Source organism: Labrys sp. E2SS-1L (genome assembly GCF_057073705.1).
On record NZ_CP172712.1, the window covers coordinates 2,008,255 to 2,028,898 of the forward strand.

Sequence of the window (20,644 nt, forward strand, 5' to 3'; positions counted from 1 at the left end):
GCAGGCCAGTTGCCGGCCGGAAAGGCTGCATGAGCGGCGCATCCCGGCGGGGGCTGGGTACCGCAAGGTCGACCAGAGCCGGCCCAGGCAGTGGCCGGTACAGGGAGGAAGACGGATGAAGAAGCGACTTTTGACGGCCCTATTCCTGGGCACTACTTTTCTCAGCGCGACGGCCGCCTGGGCCGAGGACGCTACCCTCACCATCGAAAGCTGGCGCAATGACGATCTTGCCATCTGGCAGGAAAAGCTGATCCCTGCCTTCGAGAAGGCCAATCCCGGCATCAAGGTGAACTTCACCCCGTCGGCGCCGCCGGAATACAATGCCGCGCTCAACGCCAAGCTCGATGCCGGCACCGCCGGCGACGTGATTGCCTGCCGTCCCTTCGATGCCTCGCTCGAGCTCTACAAGAAGGGCCAGCTGACGGATCTGTCGACCCTGCCGGGCATGGACAATTTCACCGACACGTCCAAGTCTGCCTGGCAGACCGACGACGGCAAGACCACTTTCTGCGTGCCGGTCGCCTCGGTGATCCACGGCTTCATCTACAACAAGGAAGCCTTCGACAAGCTCGGCCTCAAGCCGCCGCAGACCGAGGACGAGTTCTTCGCCGCCCTCGACAAGATCAAGGCGGACGGCACCTATGTTCCGATGGCGATGGGCACCAAGGATCTGTGGGAAGCCGCCACCATGGGCTACCAGAACATCGGGCCCAACTACTGGAAGGGCGAGGACGGCCGTCTGGCGCTGATCAAGGGCACCCAGAAGCTGACCGATGCCGATTGGGTCGAGCCCTTCGTCACGCTGGCCAAGTGGAAGTCCTATCTGGGCGACGGCTTCGAAGCGCAGACCTATCCCGACAGCCAGAACCTGTTCACGCTCGGCCGTGCCGCCATCTATCCGGCCGGCTCCTGGGAAATCTCCCCCTTCGGTGCCCAGGCGCAGTTCAAGATGGGCGCTTTCCCCCCACCGGTGCGCAAGGCCGGCGATACCTGCTACATCTCCGACCACAACGACATCGGCTTCGGCCTGAACGCCAAGAGCAAGAACCCGGAAGCGGCCAAGAAACTGCTGGCCTGGATCGCCTCGCCGGAATTCGCCACGCTCTACGCCAATGCTTTGCCGGGCTTCTTCAGCCTCGCCAAGAGCGAGGTGAAACTCGACAATCCGCTGGCGCAGGAATTCGTGTCCTGGCGTAACAAGTGCAAGTCGACGATCCGCTCGACCTACAAGATCCTGTCGCGCGGCACGCCCAATCTCGAAAACGAGACCTGGGTGGAATCCGCCAATGTGATCAACGGCGTAGACACGCCGCAAGCAGCTGCCGAGAAGCTCCAGAAGGGGCTCGACAGTTGGTATAAGCCGGCTAAGTAAGTTCGGCTCGGCCGCGCCTCGATGACGGCGCGGCCATCCTCCCCCTCATCGCCATCTCCGACAACAGCAACGCACATGCGAGGATTGCTGCAATGTCTCTCGAAGATTCACCAAGTAGAAAAGCGTTCCGCTGGCACATTCCGGTTTTCCTGGCGCCGGCCGTCATCATCTACACGCTCGTGATGATCCTGCCGCTGATCGGTACCCTGCAGCTTTCGCTGTTCCGGACCGTCGATGGTGTGTCGAATTTCGCGGGACTCGACAATTTCCGCACGCTGTTCGGCGACCCGCGCTGGGCCTCCAGCTTCTGGAACGCCCTGCGCAACAATTGCTGGTTCTTCCTCATCCACATGGTGGTGCAGAACCCGATCGGCGTCGTGCTGGCGGCCCTGCTCTCCCATCCCAAGCTGCGCTTCGCCGCCTTCTACCGCACGGCGATCTTCATCCCGACCGTGCTGTCCTTCGTGATCGTCGGCTTCGTGTGGAAGCTGATCCTTTCCCCGCTCTGGGGCGTGGCACCCTCGATGCTGGACCTGATCGGCCTCAAGAGCTGGTTCACGCCGCTGCTCGGCAAGGAAGCCTATGCGCTGACCACGCTCGGCCTCGTCTCGGTCTGGCAGTTCGTCGGCATCCCCATGATGCTGATCTATGCCGCGCTCTTGTCGATCCCCGACGAGGTGATCGAAGCGGCCGAGATGGACGGCATTACCGGCATCGCCCAGTTCTGGAAGATCAAGCTGCCGCTGATCCTGCCTTCGATCGGCATCATCTCGATCCTCACCTTCGTCGGCAATTTCAATGCCTTCGACCTGATCTATTCGGCGCAGGGCGCGCTGGCCGGGCCGAACTACGCCACCGACATTCTCGGCACCTTCCTCTACCGCACCTTCTTCGGCTTCCAGCTGCAGCTCGGCGATCCGAACATGGGCGCCACCATCGCCTCCATGATGTTCTTCATCATCCTGGCCGGCGTGTGCGTCTATCTCTTCGCCATCCAGACACGGCTGCGGCGCTATCAGTTCTGAGGAGATCGACATGAGCAAAGCCACGCACTCTCCGGCCCGTTCGATCGCAGCCCATACGGTGCTGATCACCTACACCGTGATCGCCCTGTTTCCGGTGATCCTGATCCTGATCAACTCCTTCAAGTCGAGGGACGCGATCTTCCGCTCGCCCCTGACACCGCCGGGGCCGGCGACCTTCGACGCCATCGGCTACAAGACCGTGCTCGCCCAGGGCGACTTCTTCCTCTACTTCCAGAACAGCATGATCGTCACGGTGGTCTCCCTGTTCTTCGTGCTGCTGCTCGGCGGCATGGCGGCCTTCGCGCTCGCCGAGTATCGCTTCAGGGGCAACACGCTGATGGGGCTCTACCTGGCTTTGGGCATCATGATCCCGATCAGGCTCGGCACCGTCGCCATCCTGCAGCTTATGGTCGCCACGGGCCTGGTCAACACGCTGACGGCGCTCATCCTGGTCTATACGGCCCAGGGCCTGCCGCTGGCGGTCTTCATCCTGTCCGAGTTCATGAAGCAGGTCTCGGACGATCTCAAGAATGCCGGGCGCATCGATGGATTGTCGGAATACCGCATCTTCTTCCGCCTCGTCCTGCCGCTGGTACGGCCGGCCATGGCGACCGTCGCGGTCTTCACCATGATCCCGATCTGGAATGATCTGTGGTTCCCGCTGATCCTGGCGCCAGGCGAGAAGACCAAGACCATCACGCTGGGTACCCAGGTCTTCATCGGGCAGTTCGTCACCAACTGGAATGCCGTGCTGGCGGCGCTGTCGCTCGCCATCCTGCCGGTGCTGGTGCTCTATGTGATCTTCTCGCGGCAGCTCATCCGCGGCATCACCTCGGGCGCTGTCAAATAGAGCCTGGCGTCACGCCATGCCGCCCGCTTTGCGCGAGACGGCCCGGTGATGAGCCGGCTCAAGGTATCCGGTCGCTCAATCTGCGATGAAATTTTTTCGTGGTCCGCATCGAGCGGATGAAGAAGCGCGCATGCGCCCCACAGGCAAACTTCAGGGGAAGTATCATGGGTTCGCTGAATATCGAGAATGTGAAGAAATCATTCGGCTCGGTTGATATCCTCAAGGGGATAAACCTGGATGTGAAAGACGGCGAATTCGTCGTCTTCGTTGGACCGTCGGGCTGCGGCAAGTCCACGCTGCTGCGCATCATCGCGGGGCTGGAGGACACGACCTCCGGGGGCGTGAAGATCGATGGCCAGCGCGTCAACGACGTGCCGCCGGCCAAGCGCGGCATCGCCATGGTGTTCCAGAGCTATGCGCTCTATCCCCATCTCACCGTGCGCAACAATATGGGCCTTGGCCTCAAGCAGGCCGGCGAGGCGGCCGCCGAGATCGACAAGCGCATCAAGGCTTCCTCGGCCATGCTCGCGCTCGAGCCCTATCTCGACCGCCGGCCGTCCGAACTCTCTGGCGGCCAGCGCCAGCGCGTCGCCATCGGCCGCGCCGTGGTGCGCGAGCCCAAGCTCTTCCTGTTCGATGAGCCCCTGTCCAATCTCGATGCGGCGCTGCGCGTCAATACCCGCATCGAGATTGCCCAGCTCCACCAGCGCCTCAAGGCGACGATGATCTACGTCACCCACGACCAGGTCGAGGCCATGACCCTGGCCGACAAGATCGTGGTGCTGAATGCCGGCCATATCGAGCAGGTCGGCGCTCCCATGCATCTCTACAACGACCCCGACAACACCTTCGTCGCCGGCTTCATCGGCTCGCCCAAGATGAATTTCGTCGATGGTGCGCGCCTGGGCGAGAGCGTCAAGACGATCGGCGTGAGGCCCGAGCATGTCTCCGTCAGCCGCGAGGCCGGCGACTGGAAGGGCACGGTCGTTTATGCCGAGCATCTGGGTGCCGACACCTATCTCTACCTCGATACCGAGAAGGCAGGCTCGATCACCGTGCGGCTCTCCGGCGAGTATCAGGTCGAGCCGGGCGCCACCATCTACGCCACGCCCGATGCGACGAGGACCTTGCGCTTCGACGAGAACGGCAAGCGCCTGCGCGGCTGAGTGGCACGGTTCGGTGTGCCGGTCCCGCTCCGTCGCCATGCCGACGGAGCTGAGAAAACCGGCATACGGCCTCGCCGTCGTCTCTCGTGCATGTAGACAAAACATTTATTGTGGACTAGTTCGTCTATGCTTGCCATTTGACGGATGAATCCTGCAATGACCGACATCGTCGAAGATGCCCTGCCTCGCCTGATCGCAATGCGGCACGATCTGCATCGTCATCCGGAGATCTCCCGCGAGGAAGCCTGGACCTCGGCCTTCGTTGCCGAAAGGCTGACCGAAATGGGAATTCCCGTCCATACCGGCGTCGGCGGTTATGGCGTGGTCGGCGTCGTCGAAGGGAGCGGGGAGGGCCCCGGCGTGGCCCTGCGTGCCGACATGGATGCCCTCGCCATGGATGAGCACAACAGCTTCGGCCATCGCTCGCAGATCCCCGGCGCCATGCACGCCTGCGGCCATGACGGCCACATGACCATGCTTCTGGGGGCGGCGTCCTATCTCTCGCTGACCCGCCGTTTTCGCGGCACGGTCTATCTGGTGTTCCAGCCGGCGGAGGAGCGCTATGGCGGCGCCCAGCTCATGCTGGATGCCGGCCTGCTCGAGCGCTTCCCCGCCCGCAATATTTTCGGCCTGCACAATTGGCCGGATGTGCCGGCCGGCGAGGTGATCGTTCATGACGGCCCGGTAATGGCTGGGGCGGGGGAATTCACCCTGAAGTTCAAGGCGCCCGGCGGCCACGCCGCCATGCCGCACATGACCGGCGATCCCGTGCTGGCCGGCAGCCATTTCGTCACCGGCATCCAGCAGGCGGTGGGCCGGGCCGTCAATCCGCTCGAGGCGGCCGTCGTCACCGTCGGCTCGTTCCAGGGTGGCTTTGCCCAGAACGTGATTTCGCGCGAAGCCACTTTGGCCGGCACTTTCCGCGGCCTGCGCCCGGAGATCCTGGCCCTGTTGAGGGGGCGGGTCGAGGAGGTCGCTCAGTCCGCGGCCAGGATCGCTGCGACGGAGGTCGAGATCGGCTTCGACGAACTGCCGAGCCCGCCCGTGGTCAACACGCCGGCCGAAGCCGAGATCATGCGCCGGGCTGCCCGCACATTGCCCGGCAGTCCCGCCTTGCATCTCGGCGTGCCGACCATGGCGGGTGACGATTTCGGCGCCTTTCTCGAGCATCTGCCGGGCGCCTATGCCTGGATCGGCAATGGCCCATCGGATCGGAATGGCCGGCTTCACCAGCCCGACTACGATTTCAACGATGCCATCATCGGCACTGGCGTCCGCCTTCTTTCAGCCACGGCCGAACAGGCATTGTCGTAGACATAAAATCTTTTGTAGACTTTTTTGTTCTTGAGACCTACCGTTGCGGCCGGGATGGCGATGGCATGGCGAGCTTCATCGAGAAGCCGCGCCAACCGCCGCGATAGGGGATGACGCTTGGATCGGATGCCTATGGACAGCCTTCATCGCTATCGCCCGATCTGCGACGCCATCGCGGCACTGTTCCAGCCCTATGTCGAGGTGGTCCTGCATGAGCTCGCCACCGACAAGGCCGTCTACATCGCCGGCAATTTCTCCAAGCGCGTGCTGGGCGAGCCCTCGCTGCTGCACGAGGTCGATTTCGATAGCCAGAACCCGGTGATCGGTCCCTATGAGAAGGTCAACTGGGATGGCCGGGCCCTCAAGTCGATCACCGTCGTTCTGCGCGACGAGGCAGGCGCTCCGCTGGGCGCGATGTGCATCAATGTCAACGTCTCCGACTTCCACGCCGTGATGCAGACCTTGTCGGCGCTGGTGCGCGTGCCCGAGCCGCATTACCGGCCGGATGCCCTGTTCAAGGAAGACTGGCACGAAAGGATCAACGAGTTCATCCGGCAATGGACGCAGGGGCGCAACGTCACGATTTCCTCGATGACCCATGCCGATCGCAAGGATCTGGTCACTGCTCTTGCCGACAGCGGCGCCTTCAGCGGCAAGAACGCCGCCGCCTATATCTCGCGCGTGCTCGGCATGGGGCGCGCGACGGTCTACAAATATTTGAGAAACGAGAAATGATTAGCCTTTCGCTGGCCCAGCTCCAGGAGCTGGTTTCGATCGATGCCGCCGCCATCTCAGCCATCACCGATGCCTATGTCGCCGTCGCGGACGGCCGGGCCAATGTGCCGCCGGTCGGCTATCTCGGGCTGCCCGCGCAGAATGCCGATTGCCACATCAAATATGGCTATATCGCCGGCGACCCGATCTTCGTGGTCAAGATCGCTTCCGGTTTCTACGACAATCCCAAGCGCGGCCTGCCGTCGAGCAGCGGCATGATGATCGCGATTTCGGCCGTCACCGGTGCCACCGTCGCCATCCTCAACGATGAAGGCTGGCTCACCAATCTGCGCACCGGCATCGGCGGCGCCGTTGCCACCTTCGCCCTCTGCCGCCCCGACAGCGAAGTCTTCGCCGTGCTCGGCACCGGTACGCAGGCGCGCTTCCAGATCCGCGCCGCTGCGGCGCTGGCCAAGCGTCCCGTGCAGTTCCTGGTCTGGGGCCGTTCGGTGCAGAAGGCCCGCGAACTCGCCGACGAATTCGCCGGTTCGCCCATCGACGTCTCGGTGGCGGCCGATCTGGAAGAGGCCTGTCGCTCGGCCGACGTGATCATCGCTACCACGCCCTCGACCACACCCTATGTCGCGAGCGAATGGGTCACGCCTGGCACCCACATCACCGCCGTCGGAGCTGACGCCCCCGGCAAGCAGGAACTGGACCTGGCCCTGGTGGCACGGGCGGATCTGCTGGTCGCCGATCTCGCCAGCCAGAGCCTCGACCATGGCGAATTCGCCGCCGCCTTCCAGGCCGGCCTGTTCCGACAGGAGGACTGCCTCGAACTCGGCGCCATCCTGAACGGATCGAAGCCGGGGCGCGGTTCCAGCGACGCGATCACCATTGCCGACCTCACCGGTCTGGCCACCCAGGACATCGCCATCACCAGAACAGCCCTGCAGCGGGTGCCCGATCTGGTGATGTGAGGGGATTTTTCATCGACTGGGCGGCCTGTTGCCATGCCCGCAACCATTCGTTTTTCTAGAGGGGACTGCCGTGAAGAGAGTATTGTTGGTTTCGCTCGCTGCGTTGCTGAGCGTTTCGGCTGCGAAGGCGGAGAGCCTGCGCATCGCCTCCAGTGCGGATTTTCCGCCCTGGGAGTCCGTCGATGCCGCCAATGAGATCGTCGGCTTCGATCGTGACATCGGCAACGAGGTCTGCAAGCGCATCGGTGCCGACTGCAGCTGGGCCAACCAGGCTTTCGACGGCCTGCTGCCGGGCCTGCAGGTCGGCAAATACGATCTGATCATCTCGGGCCTGTCGATCAATGACGAGCGCGAGAAGCAGGTCGATTTCTCGGCACCCTACGCCGACGCGCCCAACAACATCGTCGTCGCCGCCGGTAGTCCCGTCGCCCAGGCCAAGGACACCAAGGCTCTCGAAGAGGGGCTGGCCGGCAAGGTGATCGGTGCGCAGACGGGCTCGACCCATGAGGCGGTGATCCGGGCCCATTTCAAGGATGCCGACGTCCGTCTCTATGACCGGGCCGAGCAGGTCGCCGACGATATCGTCGCCGGCCGCCTCGATGCCGGCCTGATGGAACGTTCCGCCTGGGAAGGCATGATGGCATCCCGCAAGGACAGCGGCATCACCATCGCCGGCCCGCTGATCACCAGTGCCGACTATGCCGAGTTCGGCCGGGGCCAGGCCATCGCCCTGAAGAAGGGCAAGGATGATCTGAAAAAGCGGATAGACGAGGCCGTCAACGCCATGCTCGCCGACGGCACGGTCGCCAAGCTTTCGGAGAAGTGGTTCAAATACGACGTCTCCTTCAAGAAGAAATGAGTGTAAGCGCCGGCGCCGCCGCGTAGCGCCTTGAGCCGATGGGATGCTTGCCCCCTCTCCCTAAAGGGGAGGGGGAGCGCCACTCCAGCGGGCTCCCGAAGCGAGATCCCTCCGATGTCCGTGGTTTCAACCTATCTTCCGCAACTCCTTCAGGGGCTTCTCGTCACCCTGCAGGTGGCCGTCGGCAGCTTCGTGGTCGGGTTCGTTCTTGCCGTGGCCGCCGTCTTCGCCTGGAGCTCCGGTCCCAGGCCCCTGCGCTGGCTGGTGGCCTCCTATGTGGCCGTCATTCGCGGCCTGCCGGAACTGCTGGTGATCTTCCTGGTGTTCTATGGCGGGACGGTGCTGCTCACCGGACTGGCGGGAGACTATGTCGAGGTCAGCGCGCTGGCGGCAGGCATCGCGGCGCTGTCCTTCGTGTCGGGCGCCTATCTGACCGAGATCCTGCGCGGTGCCTTGCAGACCATTCCTCCGGGGCAATGGGAGGCGGCGCGCAGCCTCGGCCTCAAGCAGGGCCAATTGTTCCGCAAGATCATCCTGCCGCAGATGTTCTCCCACGCGCTTCCCGGCCTTGGCAATCAATGGCTGGTCATCCTGAAGGAAAGCGCGCTGGTCTCCATCGTCGGGCTGGAGGAATTGATGCGCAAGGGCGTGGTGGCGGCCGGCGCCACCCACCAGCCGATGACCTTCTATCTCATCGTCGCGGCCCTTTTCGTCTTGATCACCACCGTCTCGACCGCCGTGCTGAGCTTCGGCAACAGCCGCCTGACCTGGATGCGATAGGAGGCGACATGTCCTTGGAAATGCTGCTTCGCGCCATTCCCGTCGTCCTGACCGGGCTCAAGCTGACGCTGCTGATCACCTTGGCTGCCTTTGCGGTCGGGCAGCTGGTGGCGCTGCCGGTCGCCCTGGGCCGGGTCTCGAAGTTCCGGCTGCTGCGCGGGGCGACCTGGCTCTACACCTTCCTGCTGCGCGGCAGCCCGCTCCTGGTGCAGCTCTTCATCCTCTATTACGGCCTCGCGCAGTTCCCTGCCGTGCGCAGCAGCGTGTTCTGGCCGATCCTGCGCGATCCGGTCTATTGCGCCATCCTGGCGATCGGCATTAATTCTTCGGCCTATGTCGCCGAGGTGATCACCGGCGGCATTCGCAAGATACCGGCCGGGCAGTTCGAGGCCTGCATCTCGCTCGGCCTGTCGCGCCGGCGTACCTTCATCGATGTCGTATTGCCGCAGACCTATCGGGCGATCTTTCCCTCGATCGGCAACGAGATCATCCTCGTGCTGAAGGCGAGCTCGCTGGCGAGCGCGGTGACCGTGATGGAGATGACGGGCGCGGCGCGGGCCTTTACCGCCAAGACCTATGCGCCCTTCGAAGTGTTCATCGTCGCCGGCCTCGTCTATCTCCTGGTGGGCTTCGTCTTCAGCCTCATCTTCCGGGTGAGCGAGAGTGCGTTGTTCCGCTCGACCGGCCTCGGTTCCAGCAAGGCAGCGGCGGCTGGCCGCCGGCCTGCGGAGGTGGCGTCGTGATCCAGGCCGACAATCTCACCAAATCCTATGGCCCCCATGCCGTGCTCAAGGGCGTCAGCCTGTCGATGAAGGCGGGCGAGCGGGTGGTGCTGTGCGGCCCGTCGGGCTCGGGCAAATCCACCTTCATTCGCTGCCTCAACGGCCTGGAGACGCGCAGCGGCGGTGATATCCGCATCGCCGGCCATGCCTTGGCGCGGGACTGCTCCAACGTGCTCGATCTCGCCGGCGAGGTCGGCATGGTGTTCCAGCAGTTCAACCTGTTCCCGCACAAGACGGCGCTCGAGAATTTGATGCTGGCACCCCGCCGTGTGCATAGGCTCGGCCGCAGGGAGGCGGCGGAACTCGCCATGGCGATGCTGGAGCGCATGCGGCTCGCCGACAAGGCGGCTTCCTATCCAGGCCAACTCTCCGGCGGCCAGCAGCAGCGCGTAGCGATCGCCCGGGCGCTGTGCATGTCGCCGAAGGTGATGCTGTTCGACGAGCCGACCTCCGCCCTCGATCCCGAAATGGTGAAGGAAGTGCTCGATGTGATGATCGACCTTTCGCGCGAGGGGCTGACCATGGTCATTGTCACCCATGAGATGGGCTTTGCCAGGAATGTGGCCGACCGCGTGGTCTTCCTCGATGGCGGCCGGATCGTGGAAAGTGCAGGGCCTCAGGCTTTTTTTGAAAATCCGCAACACGCCCGCACCCGGGATTTCCTGCGCCAGATCGCGCGGCATTGACCCGGCCTGGCGAGGCCTCGGCCAAGGAGAATAGTGTCATGAATCCAGACGTTCTGGCCTCGGCCGCCCGCTCGGTGCAGGCGCGACAGCGCATCAAGGCCCATATCTACGAGACGCCGCTGCTGCCGTCCCGGCAGATCGGCGCCGAAGCAGGCGGCCGGCTCTTCTTCAAGGCAGAGAATTTCCAGCTGACCGGCTCCTTCAAGATCCGGGGTGCCAGCGCCAAGATCTCGGCGATGGCGCCGGGCCGACATCTCGTCACCGCCTCGTCCGGCAATCACGGCATCGGTTCTTCCCAGGCCGCCCGTTCCTTCGGGCGGGACCTGACCGTGGTGTTGCCTGAGACGGTAGCCGCCGCCAAGCTCGCCCGCATCCGCTCCTATGGCGTGGAGACGCGGCTGCATGGTGCGGAGACCTGGTATGCGGAGCAGCACGCGCTCGAGCTCGCCCGCGACAAGGGGTATGAATATATCTCGGCCTATGACGATCCCGACGTCGTCGCCGGGCAGGGCACCATCGGGCTGGAACTCCTGGAACAGCACCCGGACATCGACAATGTCTTCATTGCCATGGGGGGCGGGGGCCTGATCAGCGGTATCGGCAGTGTGCTGAAGAGCTTCCTGCCCCGTGCGCGCGTCTATGGCGTCGCGGCCCGCAACTCCTGCGCGCTTGCCCTGTCGATGGCAGCGGGCAAGGTGGTCGAGACCGAGCATCTGGAGACACTGGCGGACGGCGTCGCCGGCGGGCTTGCCGAGGAGACGATCACGCTCGAGCTGGCGCGGGCCGTGGTGGACGAGACGATCATCTGCTCGGAAGAAGAGATTGCCGCCGCCCTCCGCGACCTCGCCTTCAAGGAGAACATGCTGGTGGAAGGCTCTGCCGGCCTGGCCCTGGCGGGGTTCGCCAAGGTCGCGGACGCCTGCCGCGACCAGGTCAACGTGGTGCTGCTGTGCGGGGCCAATTACGACCGGGACAAGCTGGTCAAGGCCGTATTCAGCTGAAGAAACGGCCCAATCCGTGGATCGAACTGGGCCGTTGATCGATTAGACGAAGGAACCCGCGCTGTGGGCGGCTGCGTGGGCCTGATTCTGCGTGACGGCCGTGCTGCCGCCCGCAGGCTCAGCCGATACCGACGTGAGCGTGATGGCGGTGACGGCGCTAAGAAATAGAAAAATAGACGTAATGATGATCTTCATTTCTGGAATCTCTTGAAAATATAGGGAGGCTATGCTTCCGAGGAGGAAGCTCCATGCTCCACGAGCGCGATGAAATTTCACGCAAGCTAAAAATTAAATATGATTTCGTTATTGAATAAGAATTGCACCGATCTCAACGCTGATCAGCGCATGCTCAAAACATGCGCAATGCGGACAGAAAGATCCGTGTTTCGCTGGCTATTTGGAGCCCTTGAAATCGGCGAGAACCCCCTTCCCCCGAAAGCCTCCTGATTCTCCATCGATGTTACTTACCGGTAACACCCAGGGGTGAAATAGTCAAGGCCGCAGGGACATGATGCGGATATTTCAAAGCCGAATGGAGGATAGGCCAGCGCAGACGGACGCCTTGATTGCGAGCAAAATCCTCAATGGCTCTCGACTCCTCCGAAGTGAAGATAGCCGATGGCCAGGCCGAAATGCCTCGGCATTTTCGAGGATCACCCAGGACTTCGGTCGTTCGAATGCCGACAGACTGCAGATCCGGCGCAAGCCCGGCGGTGCCAAGGCGTTTCCTCCGTCATATTTCCGCGAGAGCCAGACGGGGTGGCGTTCACCCCATCTGGCCTCGAGCGTCAGACGCGAGAACCGCTTAGCATTCGCGCGAGCGCAATGAGGATGCAGGCGCCGATAAAGCCCGCGATGAGGTAGCCCAGCCACCCGCCGAAGCCCACGCCTATCAACCCCAGCAGAAAGCTGGCGAGGGCCGCACCGACGATGCCAAGAATGATGTTCATGAGAACGCCGGTGTTGCTCTTCATGAACATCTCAGCCAGCCAACCGGCCAAGCCGCCGATAATGATCGCAGCGATCCAGCCAACTTCAGGACGATCCATTCCTTCACCTCCGCTTCTATCGGATTGTCTGGGATTTACGCCTTGTCGATGACCGATTTGACCGCGTCCTTGACCTTGCCTTTGGCCTCCTGGACCTCTCCTTTGGCTTTTTGAATCGCGCCTTCGGCTTCCATCTCCTGATTACCCACGGCCTTGCCGACGCCTTCCTTCACCGAACCCGCCACTTTGTTGGCGATACCCTTCACCTTGTCCGTTGTGCTGTTCACTCGGTTACTCCCTTGAATGCAGACCCCCAGCTCACAAACGCTGGTGTCCTTTCGAGGTTCCGTAGTGATTTTGGCTTATGGATTAATCCGCCGCAGTACGTGAGCGGTGGCAGCGAAATTGCCGCAATCGAGAGATAACAAAATCGAAACCATTCGATTCCTACCGTAATTAATCGTCAATTACAGAAGGAATTGACTGGATGGGTATGCGCCTCATAAGCGGAATTTTCGCCTTTTCCATGATAATCATCTTCATGGCTATGGTCTCTGGACATGCAGAAACCCTGGATACAGCATCCTTTTACGGTAGGGAGCTGAAAGGGCACCGTACCGCCAACGGCGAACGCTTCAATCCAGCCGGGCTGACGGCTGCCCATCGGACCCTGCCTTTCGGAACGACGCTGCGCGTTACCAACCTTAGGAACCACAAGAGCGTTGTCGTCCGCGTCACCGATCGAGGCCCCCATAAGCGTGGCCGCATGATCGACCTCTCCTATGGAGCGGCCAAGGCCGTCGGCATGCTCGGCATGGGCACGACGAGAGTTTCAGTCGCCAAGATTGCGGCGTCTTCCCAGGTCTCGGATAAGGGCAACTCGCCGCCAAGGCTCCCGCCTCGTCGACGATAGCCAACGGCTGCATGGACAGCAGCATCTTCACCCCCCTTGGCCTGGAGGGGTACCTTTGCGTCCGGGACTTTGTGCGACCGGCTTGCCCCAAGCGCGCAATGGCTACTTGACCATTGTTGCCAGGAGGATTTTGGAGCGGGCGATGGGAATCGAACCCACGACATTCAGCTTGGGAAGCTGACGTTCTACCTCTGAACTACACCCGCGCAGCGATTGCTGCGATCTTGTAGCCTGTTTCTCAGGGATGGATCAAGGCCGCCCCTGCTCTTTTCATTGAATGTGACAAGGCCCGGCTCAAGGCCGGGCCTGACGATCTCGCAACTATCGGCTCATTGCGCCGGGTCGCGGCGCCAGCCGCTCTCAGCTGTAGACCTTGAAGCGATCATTGTCGTTCATGAAGCTCTTCTCGGGGAAGGGCTGCTCGTTGGAGCCGAAGGGCATCTGGGCGCGCAGCTTCCAGGACTTGGGCACATGCCATTCCTTCTGCACGGCCTCGTCGACCAGCGGGGCATAGTGCTGCAGGCTGGCGCCGATGCCGTGCTCGGCCAGGGCCGTCCACACGGCGAACTGCGCCATGCCGCCGGACTGCTCGGAGAAGGCCGGGAAGGCGTCGGCATAGAGCGGGAACTGCTCCTGCAGGCTCTTCACCACGTCCTGATCCTCGAAGAACAGCACGGTGCCGGCGCCGGCGGCGAAAGCATCCATCTTGCCTTCGGTCGAGGCGAAGCTGTCGGCGGGCACGATCTTGCGCAGGATTTCCTTGGTCAGGTGCCAGAACTTGTCGCTCTGCTTGCCGAACAGGATCACGGCGCGCGAACTCTGCGAATTGAAGGAGGAAGGCACATGCTTGATCACGTCCTGGATCAGCAGTGAAATCTCTTCCTCGCTCTTGGGCAGCGTTTTGCCCAGGGCATATTGCGTGCGGCGGGTCTTGACGTGGTCGATAAAGGTCTTGGACATGAGAAGAATTTCTCTCTCAATGAAAATTTGCCAAAGCGGAAGAGGCGCCTGAATGCAGCCTCGACTGCAGATCTGCATGCCCTGAAATGGACATGCCGAAAACCTGCATAATCTCGATCGTTAGGTTCGATGAAATTGATATGTCGCTCGCGGTGACTGTCAGCCTCCGCTGTCAACGCCGGTCTCGGCCACGGCTTCCAGGCGGGCGGCGATCTCGCGACGCAGGGTCCGCCGCAGTTCCGCTGCCCGATAGCGTCGTTCCTCGGTCGGCCCTTTCACTTCCAGAACCGGTACGGCCGAGGGGCGGCCCTCATCGTCCACTGCCACCATGGTGAAATAGCAGGAATTGGTGTGGCGACGGGTGCCGGAGCGGATGTTCTCCGCTTCAACCCGGATGCCGACCTCCATCGATGTCCGCCCGGCATGGTTGATCGAGGCCAGGAAGGTAACGAGTTCGCCCACCTGGATCGGCTCCTTGAACATCACCTGGTCGACGGACAGCGTCACCGCATACTGGCCCGAGAAGCGCGAGGCGCAGGAGAAGGCGACACGGTCGAGCAGGTTGAGCAGTGCGCCGCCATGCACCTTGCCGCTGAAATTGGCCATGTCCGGTGTCATCAGCACGGTCATTTCGAGGCGGCGGCGATCCATGGCGTTTTCCCAGGCTAGGTTGCTCGCCGCCGAGTGTAATGGAGAAATCTGCAGGACCTCAAACGCACGCGGGATTTCCCGACATGGGGCCCAGGCATAGGCAATGGCTGGAAGCTTTTTTCGATCAGGTCTTGCTCACCGGCTGGGAACGCAAGCGGCCTGCGATGGAGGGATCCGCGCGGCGGCAGAGCTGCGGCGACAGGTCCTTGAGGATGAGCTCGAGATCGGCGACCGCCATGCTGCCGATCTCGAACAGGGCATCCCTGGTGCCACCGGTGCGATGGGCCGAGAACACCATGTTCGGCGTGGTCCGCATCGGATCGTCGGCCGGGACTGGCTCGACCGGGAAGACGTCGGTGGCCACACGGATATGGCCGCTGCACGCGGCCGCGATCATGGCCGGGAAATCGACGACCGCCGCCCGGCTCATCAAGAGGAAGGCCGAGCCCTTCTGCATGCGGGCAAAGTGCGGGGCGCCGATGAAATGGGCGTTTTCCGTGGTGGGGGCGGCGAAAACCACGACAAAGCGGCTGCGTTCCAGCAACTCATCCAAATCGGTTTGCCGGCAATCCAGCCGCTCGATCGTTTCCGCCGGCAGCCAGGGATCATAGACCCTGACCTCGTTGCGGAACGGGCGGATGAGTTCGCGGAATTTGCGGCCGAGATCCCCGAAGCCGATGATGCCGACCGGGGCGCCCTCGAAGCGGATGGTGTCGAGATTGGCTTCCAGGCCATAGGTCTCGGTGCCGGCCCGGAAGGCGCGGTCGGCGGCACTGATGCCGCGGGCGAGGTCGAGGGCGAGGCCGAGCGTGGCTTCCGCCACCGGGGCTGCGAAAGCGGAGGCCGGTGTCAGCACCCAGATGCCGCGCGCCTGGCAGGCGGCATAATCGATATTGGGCAGGAAATTGGTCTCGACATTGATGATGGCTTTGAGCCGCGGGGCCCGCTCGAGCCTTTCGGCGGACATTGCCGTCTGCCCGATGATGGCCACGGCATGGGGCAGCAGCGCCTCGATCTCGTCGTCGTTCATCGGCCTGGCCTCGCTGATGACCAGGCGTCCGAGGCGTTCGAGGCGGGCTCGCACCGATGGTGCCATGATCTGTTCGAGCGTACGCGGTAGGGGGTCGACGAGAATGACGGGCGTGGCCATGGCAGGTCCTGTGCACGGAAACCCGCAAAGCATGAAGGGTCGCGACGGAGTCTGCAATGGTCAGACCATAAGGGTTTGACGGCAGAGCCCGTGAATGCGTAAATCGGAATATGTACAGCGCCACCACGCGGCATATCAAAGTGACGGTCCGCCCCCGTTTCCTTGCCGAGGAATCGCGGCCGGCGGACGGGCGTTATTTTTGGGCCTATACCGTCGAGATCGCCAATATGGGCCCGGAAACGGTACAGCTGCGGTCGAGGGCCTGGGAAATCACCGACGAGAATGGTCGCCGCGAGGAAGTCAGGGGCGCCGGCGTTGTCGGCGAACAGCCCGTACTGGAGCCCGGCGAGCGCTTCGAATACACTTCCGGCTGCCCGCTGGGAACGCCGTCCGGCCTGATGGTGGGCACCTATTTCATGGTGGCCGACAGCGGCGAGACTTTCGAGGTCGCCATTCCGGCCTTCTCTCTCGACAGTCCCTACGCCAAGCGCAGCGTCAACTGAGGGTCGGGCGGCCTTAGGCCGGTATTCATCCTCCGATTTTGACCTAGTACGCCGAAAAGCGAAGTCTTTCCGTTGAAAGCAACAAGGAAGTGCTTTATATATCCGGCATGACCGGAAAGCCTGATGCCACCATGGTTTTCGTCCTGGCGCCGACCGCCGAAGATCGCGGCGCGCTGCAGGCGACCCTCGTCGCCTACCGCCAGGCGATGGCCATTCTCGACGGGACCAAGGGAGCCAATCTCGTCGCCCTTCACGAGGAGGCCTATGAGGAGATCCGCCTGAAGACGGGGCTGCCTTCGCGCATGGCGACCCTGGCCCTGCGCGATCACAGCCGGCGGCAGCCGGGCGAGGCGATCGACGACATTCCGCTCGATTCCAAGCTGTTCGCCGTGAAGGGGCCAGACAGTGTCAGCATCGCCACCATCGATGGCCGGGTGGTCATGCCCTATTCGGTGAGCGGCTATCACGGTGGCTGGGACGATTTCGCCGAAGCCCGCCTCGTCTTCGAAGGCCCGTCGCTGCGTATCGACGTCGGCGTGCAGGCCAGCATCCACCCTCAAAAGGAGACCCCGATGTCCAATGAAGGTATTCTCGCCCGGCTCGGGCGGGTCATCGCCGGTGTCGTCAACAATGCGGTCGATACGGCGGAAGCAGCCAATCCCACCGCCGTCGCCCAGCAGGCCGTGCGCGAGATCGGCAAGATCGCCGAAGAGGCGCGCGCCGCGCTCGGCGTCGCCGTCGCCGCCGGGCACCGCCTCAAGGCCAAGGCCGATGATCTCGATGCCGAGATCCGCGACCTCGACGGCAAGATCAGGGTCGGCCTCGAGAAAGGGCGCGAGGATCTCGCCCGCGCCGCGACCGGCGTCCAGATCGATCTGGAAGCGCAGCGCGAAGCGCTCTCCAAGGCGATCGCCGAGAATGCGGGGGAGATCGCGGAGGCCGAAACCACGCTGCGCAGCATTGCCTCGGCCCGGGCCGACGCCCAGAAGCGGCTGGAGGATGCCAAGCGGGCGGAGCGCGCCGCACCTGCCGCCGTGACGCCCTCGCAGCGCAATGATCAGCGGCTCGCCGACGCGCTGGCGGCGGTGGAACGCGTGACCGGCGTGCCGGTCAAGCCCACCACCGGCGCCGCCGAAGTCGAAGAGCTCGGCCAGTTGCAGCGCCAGGACGCGATCGAGGCGCGGCTCAGAGCCTTCAGGGATGGCCAGCGATGATGGGCAGCCTCGTCCAGCCGGGTACGGCACCTTTCTGGGTGGCATTGCTGACGGTGGTCGGCCTCGGTGTGGTCGAACTCGTCTCGATGCTGCTGGGCGCCTCCGTCTCGGCACTGCTCGACGACGGTCTTGGTTTTCATGCGTCGGGCGATCATGCGCCCGGCGACCATGATAGTGGCCTGCTCGGCGCCTGGGCTTCCTGGCTCAATGCCGGCGGCGTGCCCCTGCTGGTGCTGATCGTCATCCTGCTGTCCGCTTTCGCCGTGTTCGGCTTCGCCATTCAGGCGGTGGCCTCCAGCCTCGCCGGGCCATTGCCGGCCGTGATCTCGGTGCCCGGCGCACTGGCGGCCGCGATCCCCGCCACGCGCTGGCTGGGCCGGGGCGTGGGCAAGATCATCCCGCGCGAGGAAACCAGCGTGCTCAGCCAGGACGAGTTCATCGGCCTGACCGGCACGGTGACCATCGGGCCGCTCGACCAGGGCAATCCCGGCAGCGTGCGGGTCAAGGACCGCTACGACAATTTCCACGCCCTGCGTGCGAAAGCCGCGCCGGGGCATGTCATCGAGACGGGCGCGCTGGCGCTGATCGTGGATGGGGCCGACGGCCTCTTCCAGGCCATTCCCGCACCGCAGGCACTCGACAGCGACAGCAACAGGAGCTGAACCATCATGGACTTCTTCTCAGTGGGGCTCATTGCCGGAGTCATCGTGACGGCGATGGTCGTCATCGGCATCATCATGACGACGCTCTACACCAGGTCCACGCGCGACAAGGCCTATGTGCGGACCGGGCTGGGCGGCAAGAAAGTGGTGCTCGATGGCGGCTCGGTCATCCTGCCCATCTTCCATTCCTATTCCTGGGTGTCGCTGAGCACGCTCAGGCTCGAGGTCAAGCGCTCCGAATATGAATCGCTGATCACCAAGGACCGCATGCGTGCCGACATCACCGCCGAGTTCTATGTCCGGGTGAAGCCCGATGCCGAGAACATCGCGCTGGCCGCCCAGACCCTGGGCGATCGCACCAACGACGCGGATGCTCTCAAGACCCTGGTGGAAGCCAAGTTTGTCGACGGCCTGCGTTCGGTGGCGGCGACGATGTCGCTGCGCGACCTGCAGGAGCAGCGCGCCGAATTCGTCAAATCGGTGCAGGCGGCCGTGGCGCACGATTTGCAGTCCAACGGCCTGGAGCTGGAATCGGTCTCGCTCACCCGTCTCGACCAGACCGACATCAAGCATTTCAACCCGAACAACACGTTCGACGCCGAGGGCTTGACTGCGCTCACCAAGATCACCGAGGAGCGCAAGCGCGAGCGCAACCAGATCGTGCGCGACAACGAGGTCGAGATCGCCACCAAGGACCGCGAGGCCGCCCTCAGGCGCCTCACCATCGAGCGCGAGCAGCGCGATGCCGAGCTGACCCAGGAGCGCGACATCGCCAACAAGACGGCGGAAACCCGCGCCGAAACCGCCAAGGCCGAGCAATTGGCACGCCTGAGCCAGGAAACGGCCCGGCTCGATACCGACCGGGGCATTGCCGAGCGCGACGCCGAGGCGCGCCAGGCTCGCGAGGCGGCGCGTATCGGTGCCGAGCAGGGCATTGCCGAACGTGAGGCCGTCGCCCGCAAGATCACCGAAACGGCTCGCATCGACGCGGCGATCACCGTCGCCCGCAAGATCGAGGAGGAGCAGGCTGCCCGTGCCAAGGCCGATGAGGCGAAGGCAGCCGCCATCACCGCCGAGGAGCAGGTGACCACGGCCCGCGAGGTCGAGATCGCCGAGCGCGCCAAGCGCATCGCCGTGATCGATGCCCGCAAGGCCGCCGAGCAGGAGGCGACCGCCATCACCGTCAAGGCCGAGGCCGAGCGCCAGGCCGCCGAGAATCTCGCCGCCGCTACCAAGATCCAGGCCGATGCCGAGGCACAGGCCGCCAAGATCCGTGCCACCGGCGTGGTCGAACTGGGCGAGGCGGAAGCGCGGGCCGAGCGGGCCAAGAACGAAGCACGCAACGCATTGGCGGAAAGCGTCATCGGCTTCGAGCTCGCCAAGGCGCGTGTGGCGATCGTGCCGCAGGCGCTCGAACAGGCGATGAAGCCGATCGAGAAGATCTCGGACATCCGGATCTTCAGCGCGGGCGGGCTGGCCGGTGCCGTTGGCAATGGAGGAAACGGCGAGGCGGGCCATCCGATCGGCGATCTCTCCAGCCAGCTTCTCAGCTTCACGGCCCAGAAGCCCATTCTCGACGAAATCCTGGCCCAGGCCGGTTTCCGGGGCGCCGATCCGACGCAAGCGTTGCTGGCTGCATCGCTTGGTGGCGGGCACAAGGCGCCGGCTGCAAGCCGCAGCGAAGAGCCTGCGCGTCATACGCAGTCGGACGACACCAAGCACCACGATTGAGACTTGAACGTCGCGGAGCAATTTGCGGTATGGAAGCCAGCGCAAATTGCTCCGCCATTCTTCGGAGACGGGAAAAGCAACCGCTGCCGTGCCGCCTGGCCTGTCGGGATGTGGCTTCCAGCAATGCTCGCTCTTTCCAACCGGCCTGTCTTCACCTATGCAAGGTCGATTCCCGCCCCCAAACAGCCCACAGCCATGCACGGTAACGCTGCCCGATATATCGAAGTGAGGGTCTGGCCGCGTCTTCCTGTCGAGGAAATACGGCTGGAGAGGGAATGCCGTTGGCGGCGCCGGGAAGACGGCATGGCTTCCCCGCCGGACAAGTCCGGACATGGCATTGAT

Annotated in this window: 23 protein-coding genes and 1 tRNA gene; 17 read left to right on the forward strand and 7 right to left on the reverse strand. The window is 63.4% G+C overall.

Going from position 1 to position 20,644, the window contains the following annotated elements:
• Nucleotides 1-115 precede the first annotated feature (115 nt).
• From ACIGJE_RS09260 to ACIGJE_RS09315, 12 genes are all read left to right on the forward strand, one after another.
• Nucleotides 116-1,372, forward strand: coding sequence for an ABC transporter substrate-binding protein (locus ACIGJE_RS09260; protein WP_415080368.1), 1,257 nt, complete (start codon nucleotides 116-118; stop codon nucleotides 1,370-1,372).
• A gap of 92 nt (nucleotides 1,373-1,464) precedes the next feature.
• Nucleotides 1,465-2,397 carry a carbohydrate ABC transporter permease gene (locus ACIGJE_RS09265; protein ID WP_311942763.1) on the forward strand — a complete coding sequence of 311 codons (933 nt, stop codon included), beginning with the start codon at nucleotides 1,465-1,467 and terminating at the stop codon, nucleotides 2,395-2,397.
• Nucleotides 2,398-2,407: 10 nt separating this feature from the next.
• Nucleotides 2,408-3,247, forward strand: a complete 840-nt coding sequence (locus tag ACIGJE_RS09270) for a carbohydrate ABC transporter permease (RefSeq protein WP_311942760.1) — start codon at nucleotides 2,408-2,410, stop codon at nucleotides 3,245-3,247.
• 164 nt (nucleotides 3,248-3,411) lie between these two features.
• Nucleotides 3,412-4,413, forward strand: coding sequence for an ABC transporter ATP-binding protein (locus tag ACIGJE_RS09275; RefSeq protein WP_415080370.1), 1,002 nt, complete (start codon nucleotides 3,412-3,414; stop codon nucleotides 4,411-4,413).
• Between the two features lie 156 nt (nucleotides 4,414-4,569).
• Complete coding sequence (locus ACIGJE_RS09280) at nucleotides 4,570-5,727, forward strand: M20 metallopeptidase family protein (RefSeq protein WP_483679875.1); 1,158 nt, start codon at nucleotides 4,570-4,572, stop codon at nucleotides 5,725-5,727.
• A 132-nt stretch (nucleotides 5,728-5,859) separates the two neighbouring features.
• Nucleotides 5,860-6,462, forward strand: a complete 603-nt coding sequence (locus ACIGJE_RS09285) for a helix-turn-helix transcriptional regulator (protein WP_483679877.1) — start codon at nucleotides 5,860-5,862, stop codon at nucleotides 6,460-6,462.
• Nucleotides 6,459-7,421 (forward strand): ornithine cyclodeaminase family protein, encoded by a 963-nt coding sequence (locus ACIGJE_RS09290; RefSeq protein ID WP_440726093.1) that lies wholly within the window; start codon nucleotides 6,459-6,461, stop codon nucleotides 7,419-7,421. The genes ACIGJE_RS09285 and ACIGJE_RS09290 overlap by 4 nt, the downstream gene beginning before the upstream one ends.
• Before the next feature lie 70 nt (nucleotides 7,422-7,491).
• Nucleotides 7,492-8,280, forward strand: coding sequence for a transporter substrate-binding domain-containing protein (locus tag ACIGJE_RS09295; RefSeq protein WP_068288259.1), 789 nt, complete (start codon nucleotides 7,492-7,494; stop codon nucleotides 8,278-8,280).
• Nucleotides 8,281-8,394: 114 nt separating this feature from the next.
• The gene (locus tag ACIGJE_RS09300) at nucleotides 8,395-9,060 is read left to right on the forward strand and encodes an ABC transporter permease (RefSeq protein WP_311942746.1); all 666 of its coding nucleotides are present in this window, start codon (nucleotides 8,395-8,397) and stop codon (nucleotides 9,058-9,060) included.
• Between the two features lie 8 nt (nucleotides 9,061-9,068).
• A complete protein-coding gene (locus ACIGJE_RS09305; protein ID WP_311942743.1) occupies nucleotides 9,069-9,803 on the forward strand; it encodes an ABC transporter permease in 735 nt (244 codons plus the stop codon).
• Nucleotides 9,800-10,528, forward strand: a complete 729-nt coding sequence (locus ACIGJE_RS09310; protein ID WP_311942740.1) for an amino acid ABC transporter ATP-binding protein — start codon at nucleotides 9,800-9,802, stop codon at nucleotides 10,526-10,528. Before ACIGJE_RS09305 ends, ACIGJE_RS09310 begins: the two co-directional genes overlap by 4 nt.
• Before the next feature lie 38 nt (nucleotides 10,529-10,566).
• Complete coding sequence (locus tag ACIGJE_RS09315) at nucleotides 10,567-11,529, forward strand: threonine ammonia-lyase (RefSeq protein WP_394310664.1); 963 nt, start codon at nucleotides 10,567-10,569, stop codon at nucleotides 11,527-11,529.
• 42 nt (nucleotides 11,530-11,571) lie between these two features.
• Here the strand turns inward: ACIGJE_RS09315 and ACIGJE_RS09320 are convergent, their stop codons facing one another.
• From ACIGJE_RS09320 to ACIGJE_RS09330, 3 genes are all read right to left on the reverse strand, one after another.
• Nucleotides 11,572-11,724: a hypothetical protein gene (locus ACIGJE_RS09320; RefSeq protein ID WP_483679881.1), complete on the reverse strand. Its 153-nt coding sequence runs from the start codon at nucleotides 11,722-11,724 to the stop codon at nucleotides 11,572-11,574.
• A 593-nt stretch (nucleotides 11,725-12,317) separates the two neighbouring features.
• On the reverse strand, nucleotides 12,318-12,578 hold the full coding sequence (locus ACIGJE_RS09325; protein WP_105864168.1) for a GlsB/YeaQ/YmgE family stress response membrane protein: 261 nt from the start codon (nucleotides 12,576-12,578) through the stop codon (nucleotides 12,318-12,320).
• A 35-nt stretch (nucleotides 12,579-12,613) separates the two neighbouring features.
• Entirely contained in the window at nucleotides 12,614-12,805 is a 192-nt protein-coding gene (locus ACIGJE_RS09330; protein ID WP_311942729.1) for a CsbD family protein, read from the reverse strand.
• A gap of 200 nt (nucleotides 12,806-13,005) precedes the next feature.
• Here ACIGJE_RS09330 and ACIGJE_RS09335 point away from each other — a divergent pair, with 200 nt between their 5' ends.
• Entirely contained in the window at nucleotides 13,006-13,431 is a 426-nt protein-coding gene (locus ACIGJE_RS09335) for a septal ring lytic transglycosylase RlpA family protein (protein WP_483679884.1), read from the forward strand.
• Nucleotides 13,432-13,562: 131 nt separating this feature from the next.
• On the opposite strand, the gene ACIGJE_RS09340 is transcribed toward ACIGJE_RS09335, so the two are convergent.
• From ACIGJE_RS09340 to ACIGJE_RS09355, 4 genes are all read right to left on the reverse strand, one after another.
• A tRNA-Gly gene (locus tag ACIGJE_RS09340) sits at nucleotides 13,563-13,637 on the reverse strand.
• 154 nt (nucleotides 13,638-13,791) lie between these two features.
• Nucleotides 13,792-14,391 (reverse strand): nitroreductase family protein, encoded by a 600-nt coding sequence (locus ACIGJE_RS09345; RefSeq protein WP_483679886.1) that lies wholly within the window; start codon nucleotides 14,389-14,391, stop codon nucleotides 13,792-13,794.
• 159 nt (nucleotides 14,392-14,550) lie between these two features.
• The gene (locus ACIGJE_RS09350; RefSeq protein WP_311942721.1) at nucleotides 14,551-15,042 is read right to left on the reverse strand and encodes an acyl-CoA thioesterase; all 492 of its coding nucleotides are present in this window, start codon (nucleotides 15,040-15,042) and stop codon (nucleotides 14,551-14,553) included.
• A 124-nt stretch (nucleotides 15,043-15,166) separates the two neighbouring features.
• Nucleotides 15,167-16,192 carry a hydroxyacid dehydrogenase gene (locus tag ACIGJE_RS09355; RefSeq protein WP_311942720.1) on the reverse strand — a complete coding sequence of 342 codons (1,026 nt, stop codon included), beginning with the start codon at nucleotides 16,190-16,192 and terminating at the stop codon, nucleotides 15,167-15,169.
• A 110-nt stretch (nucleotides 16,193-16,302) separates the two neighbouring features.
• On the opposite strand from ACIGJE_RS09355, the gene apaG reads away from it, so the two are divergent.
• The 4 genes from apaG to ACIGJE_RS09375 all read left to right on the forward strand — a co-directional run bounded on the left by apaG (nucleotide 16,303) and on the right by ACIGJE_RS09375 (nucleotide 20,302).
• Nucleotides 16,303-16,695: a Co2+/Mg2+ efflux protein ApaG gene (apaG, locus tag ACIGJE_RS09360; protein WP_068286796.1), complete on the forward strand. Its 393-nt coding sequence runs from the start codon at nucleotides 16,303-16,305 to the stop codon at nucleotides 16,693-16,695.
• Between the two features lie 107 nt (nucleotides 16,696-16,802).
• Nucleotides 16,803-17,909, forward strand: a complete 1,107-nt coding sequence (locus ACIGJE_RS09365; RefSeq protein WP_483679888.1) for a PspA/IM30 family protein — start codon at nucleotides 16,803-16,805, stop codon at nucleotides 17,907-17,909.
• Nucleotides 17,906-18,571 carry an OB-fold-containig protein gene (locus ACIGJE_RS09370; protein ID WP_367625164.1) on the forward strand — a complete coding sequence of 222 codons (666 nt, stop codon included), beginning with the start codon at nucleotides 17,906-17,908 and terminating at the stop codon, nucleotides 18,569-18,571. Before ACIGJE_RS09365 ends, ACIGJE_RS09370 begins: the two co-directional genes overlap by 4 nt.
• A gap of 6 nt (nucleotides 18,572-18,577) precedes the next feature.
• On the forward strand, nucleotides 18,578-20,302 hold the full coding sequence (locus ACIGJE_RS09375) for a flotillin family protein (RefSeq protein WP_311942710.1): 1,725 nt from the start codon (nucleotides 18,578-18,580) through the stop codon (nucleotides 20,300-20,302).
• The last annotated feature ends 342 nt before the right edge of the window (nucleotides 20,303-20,644 follow it).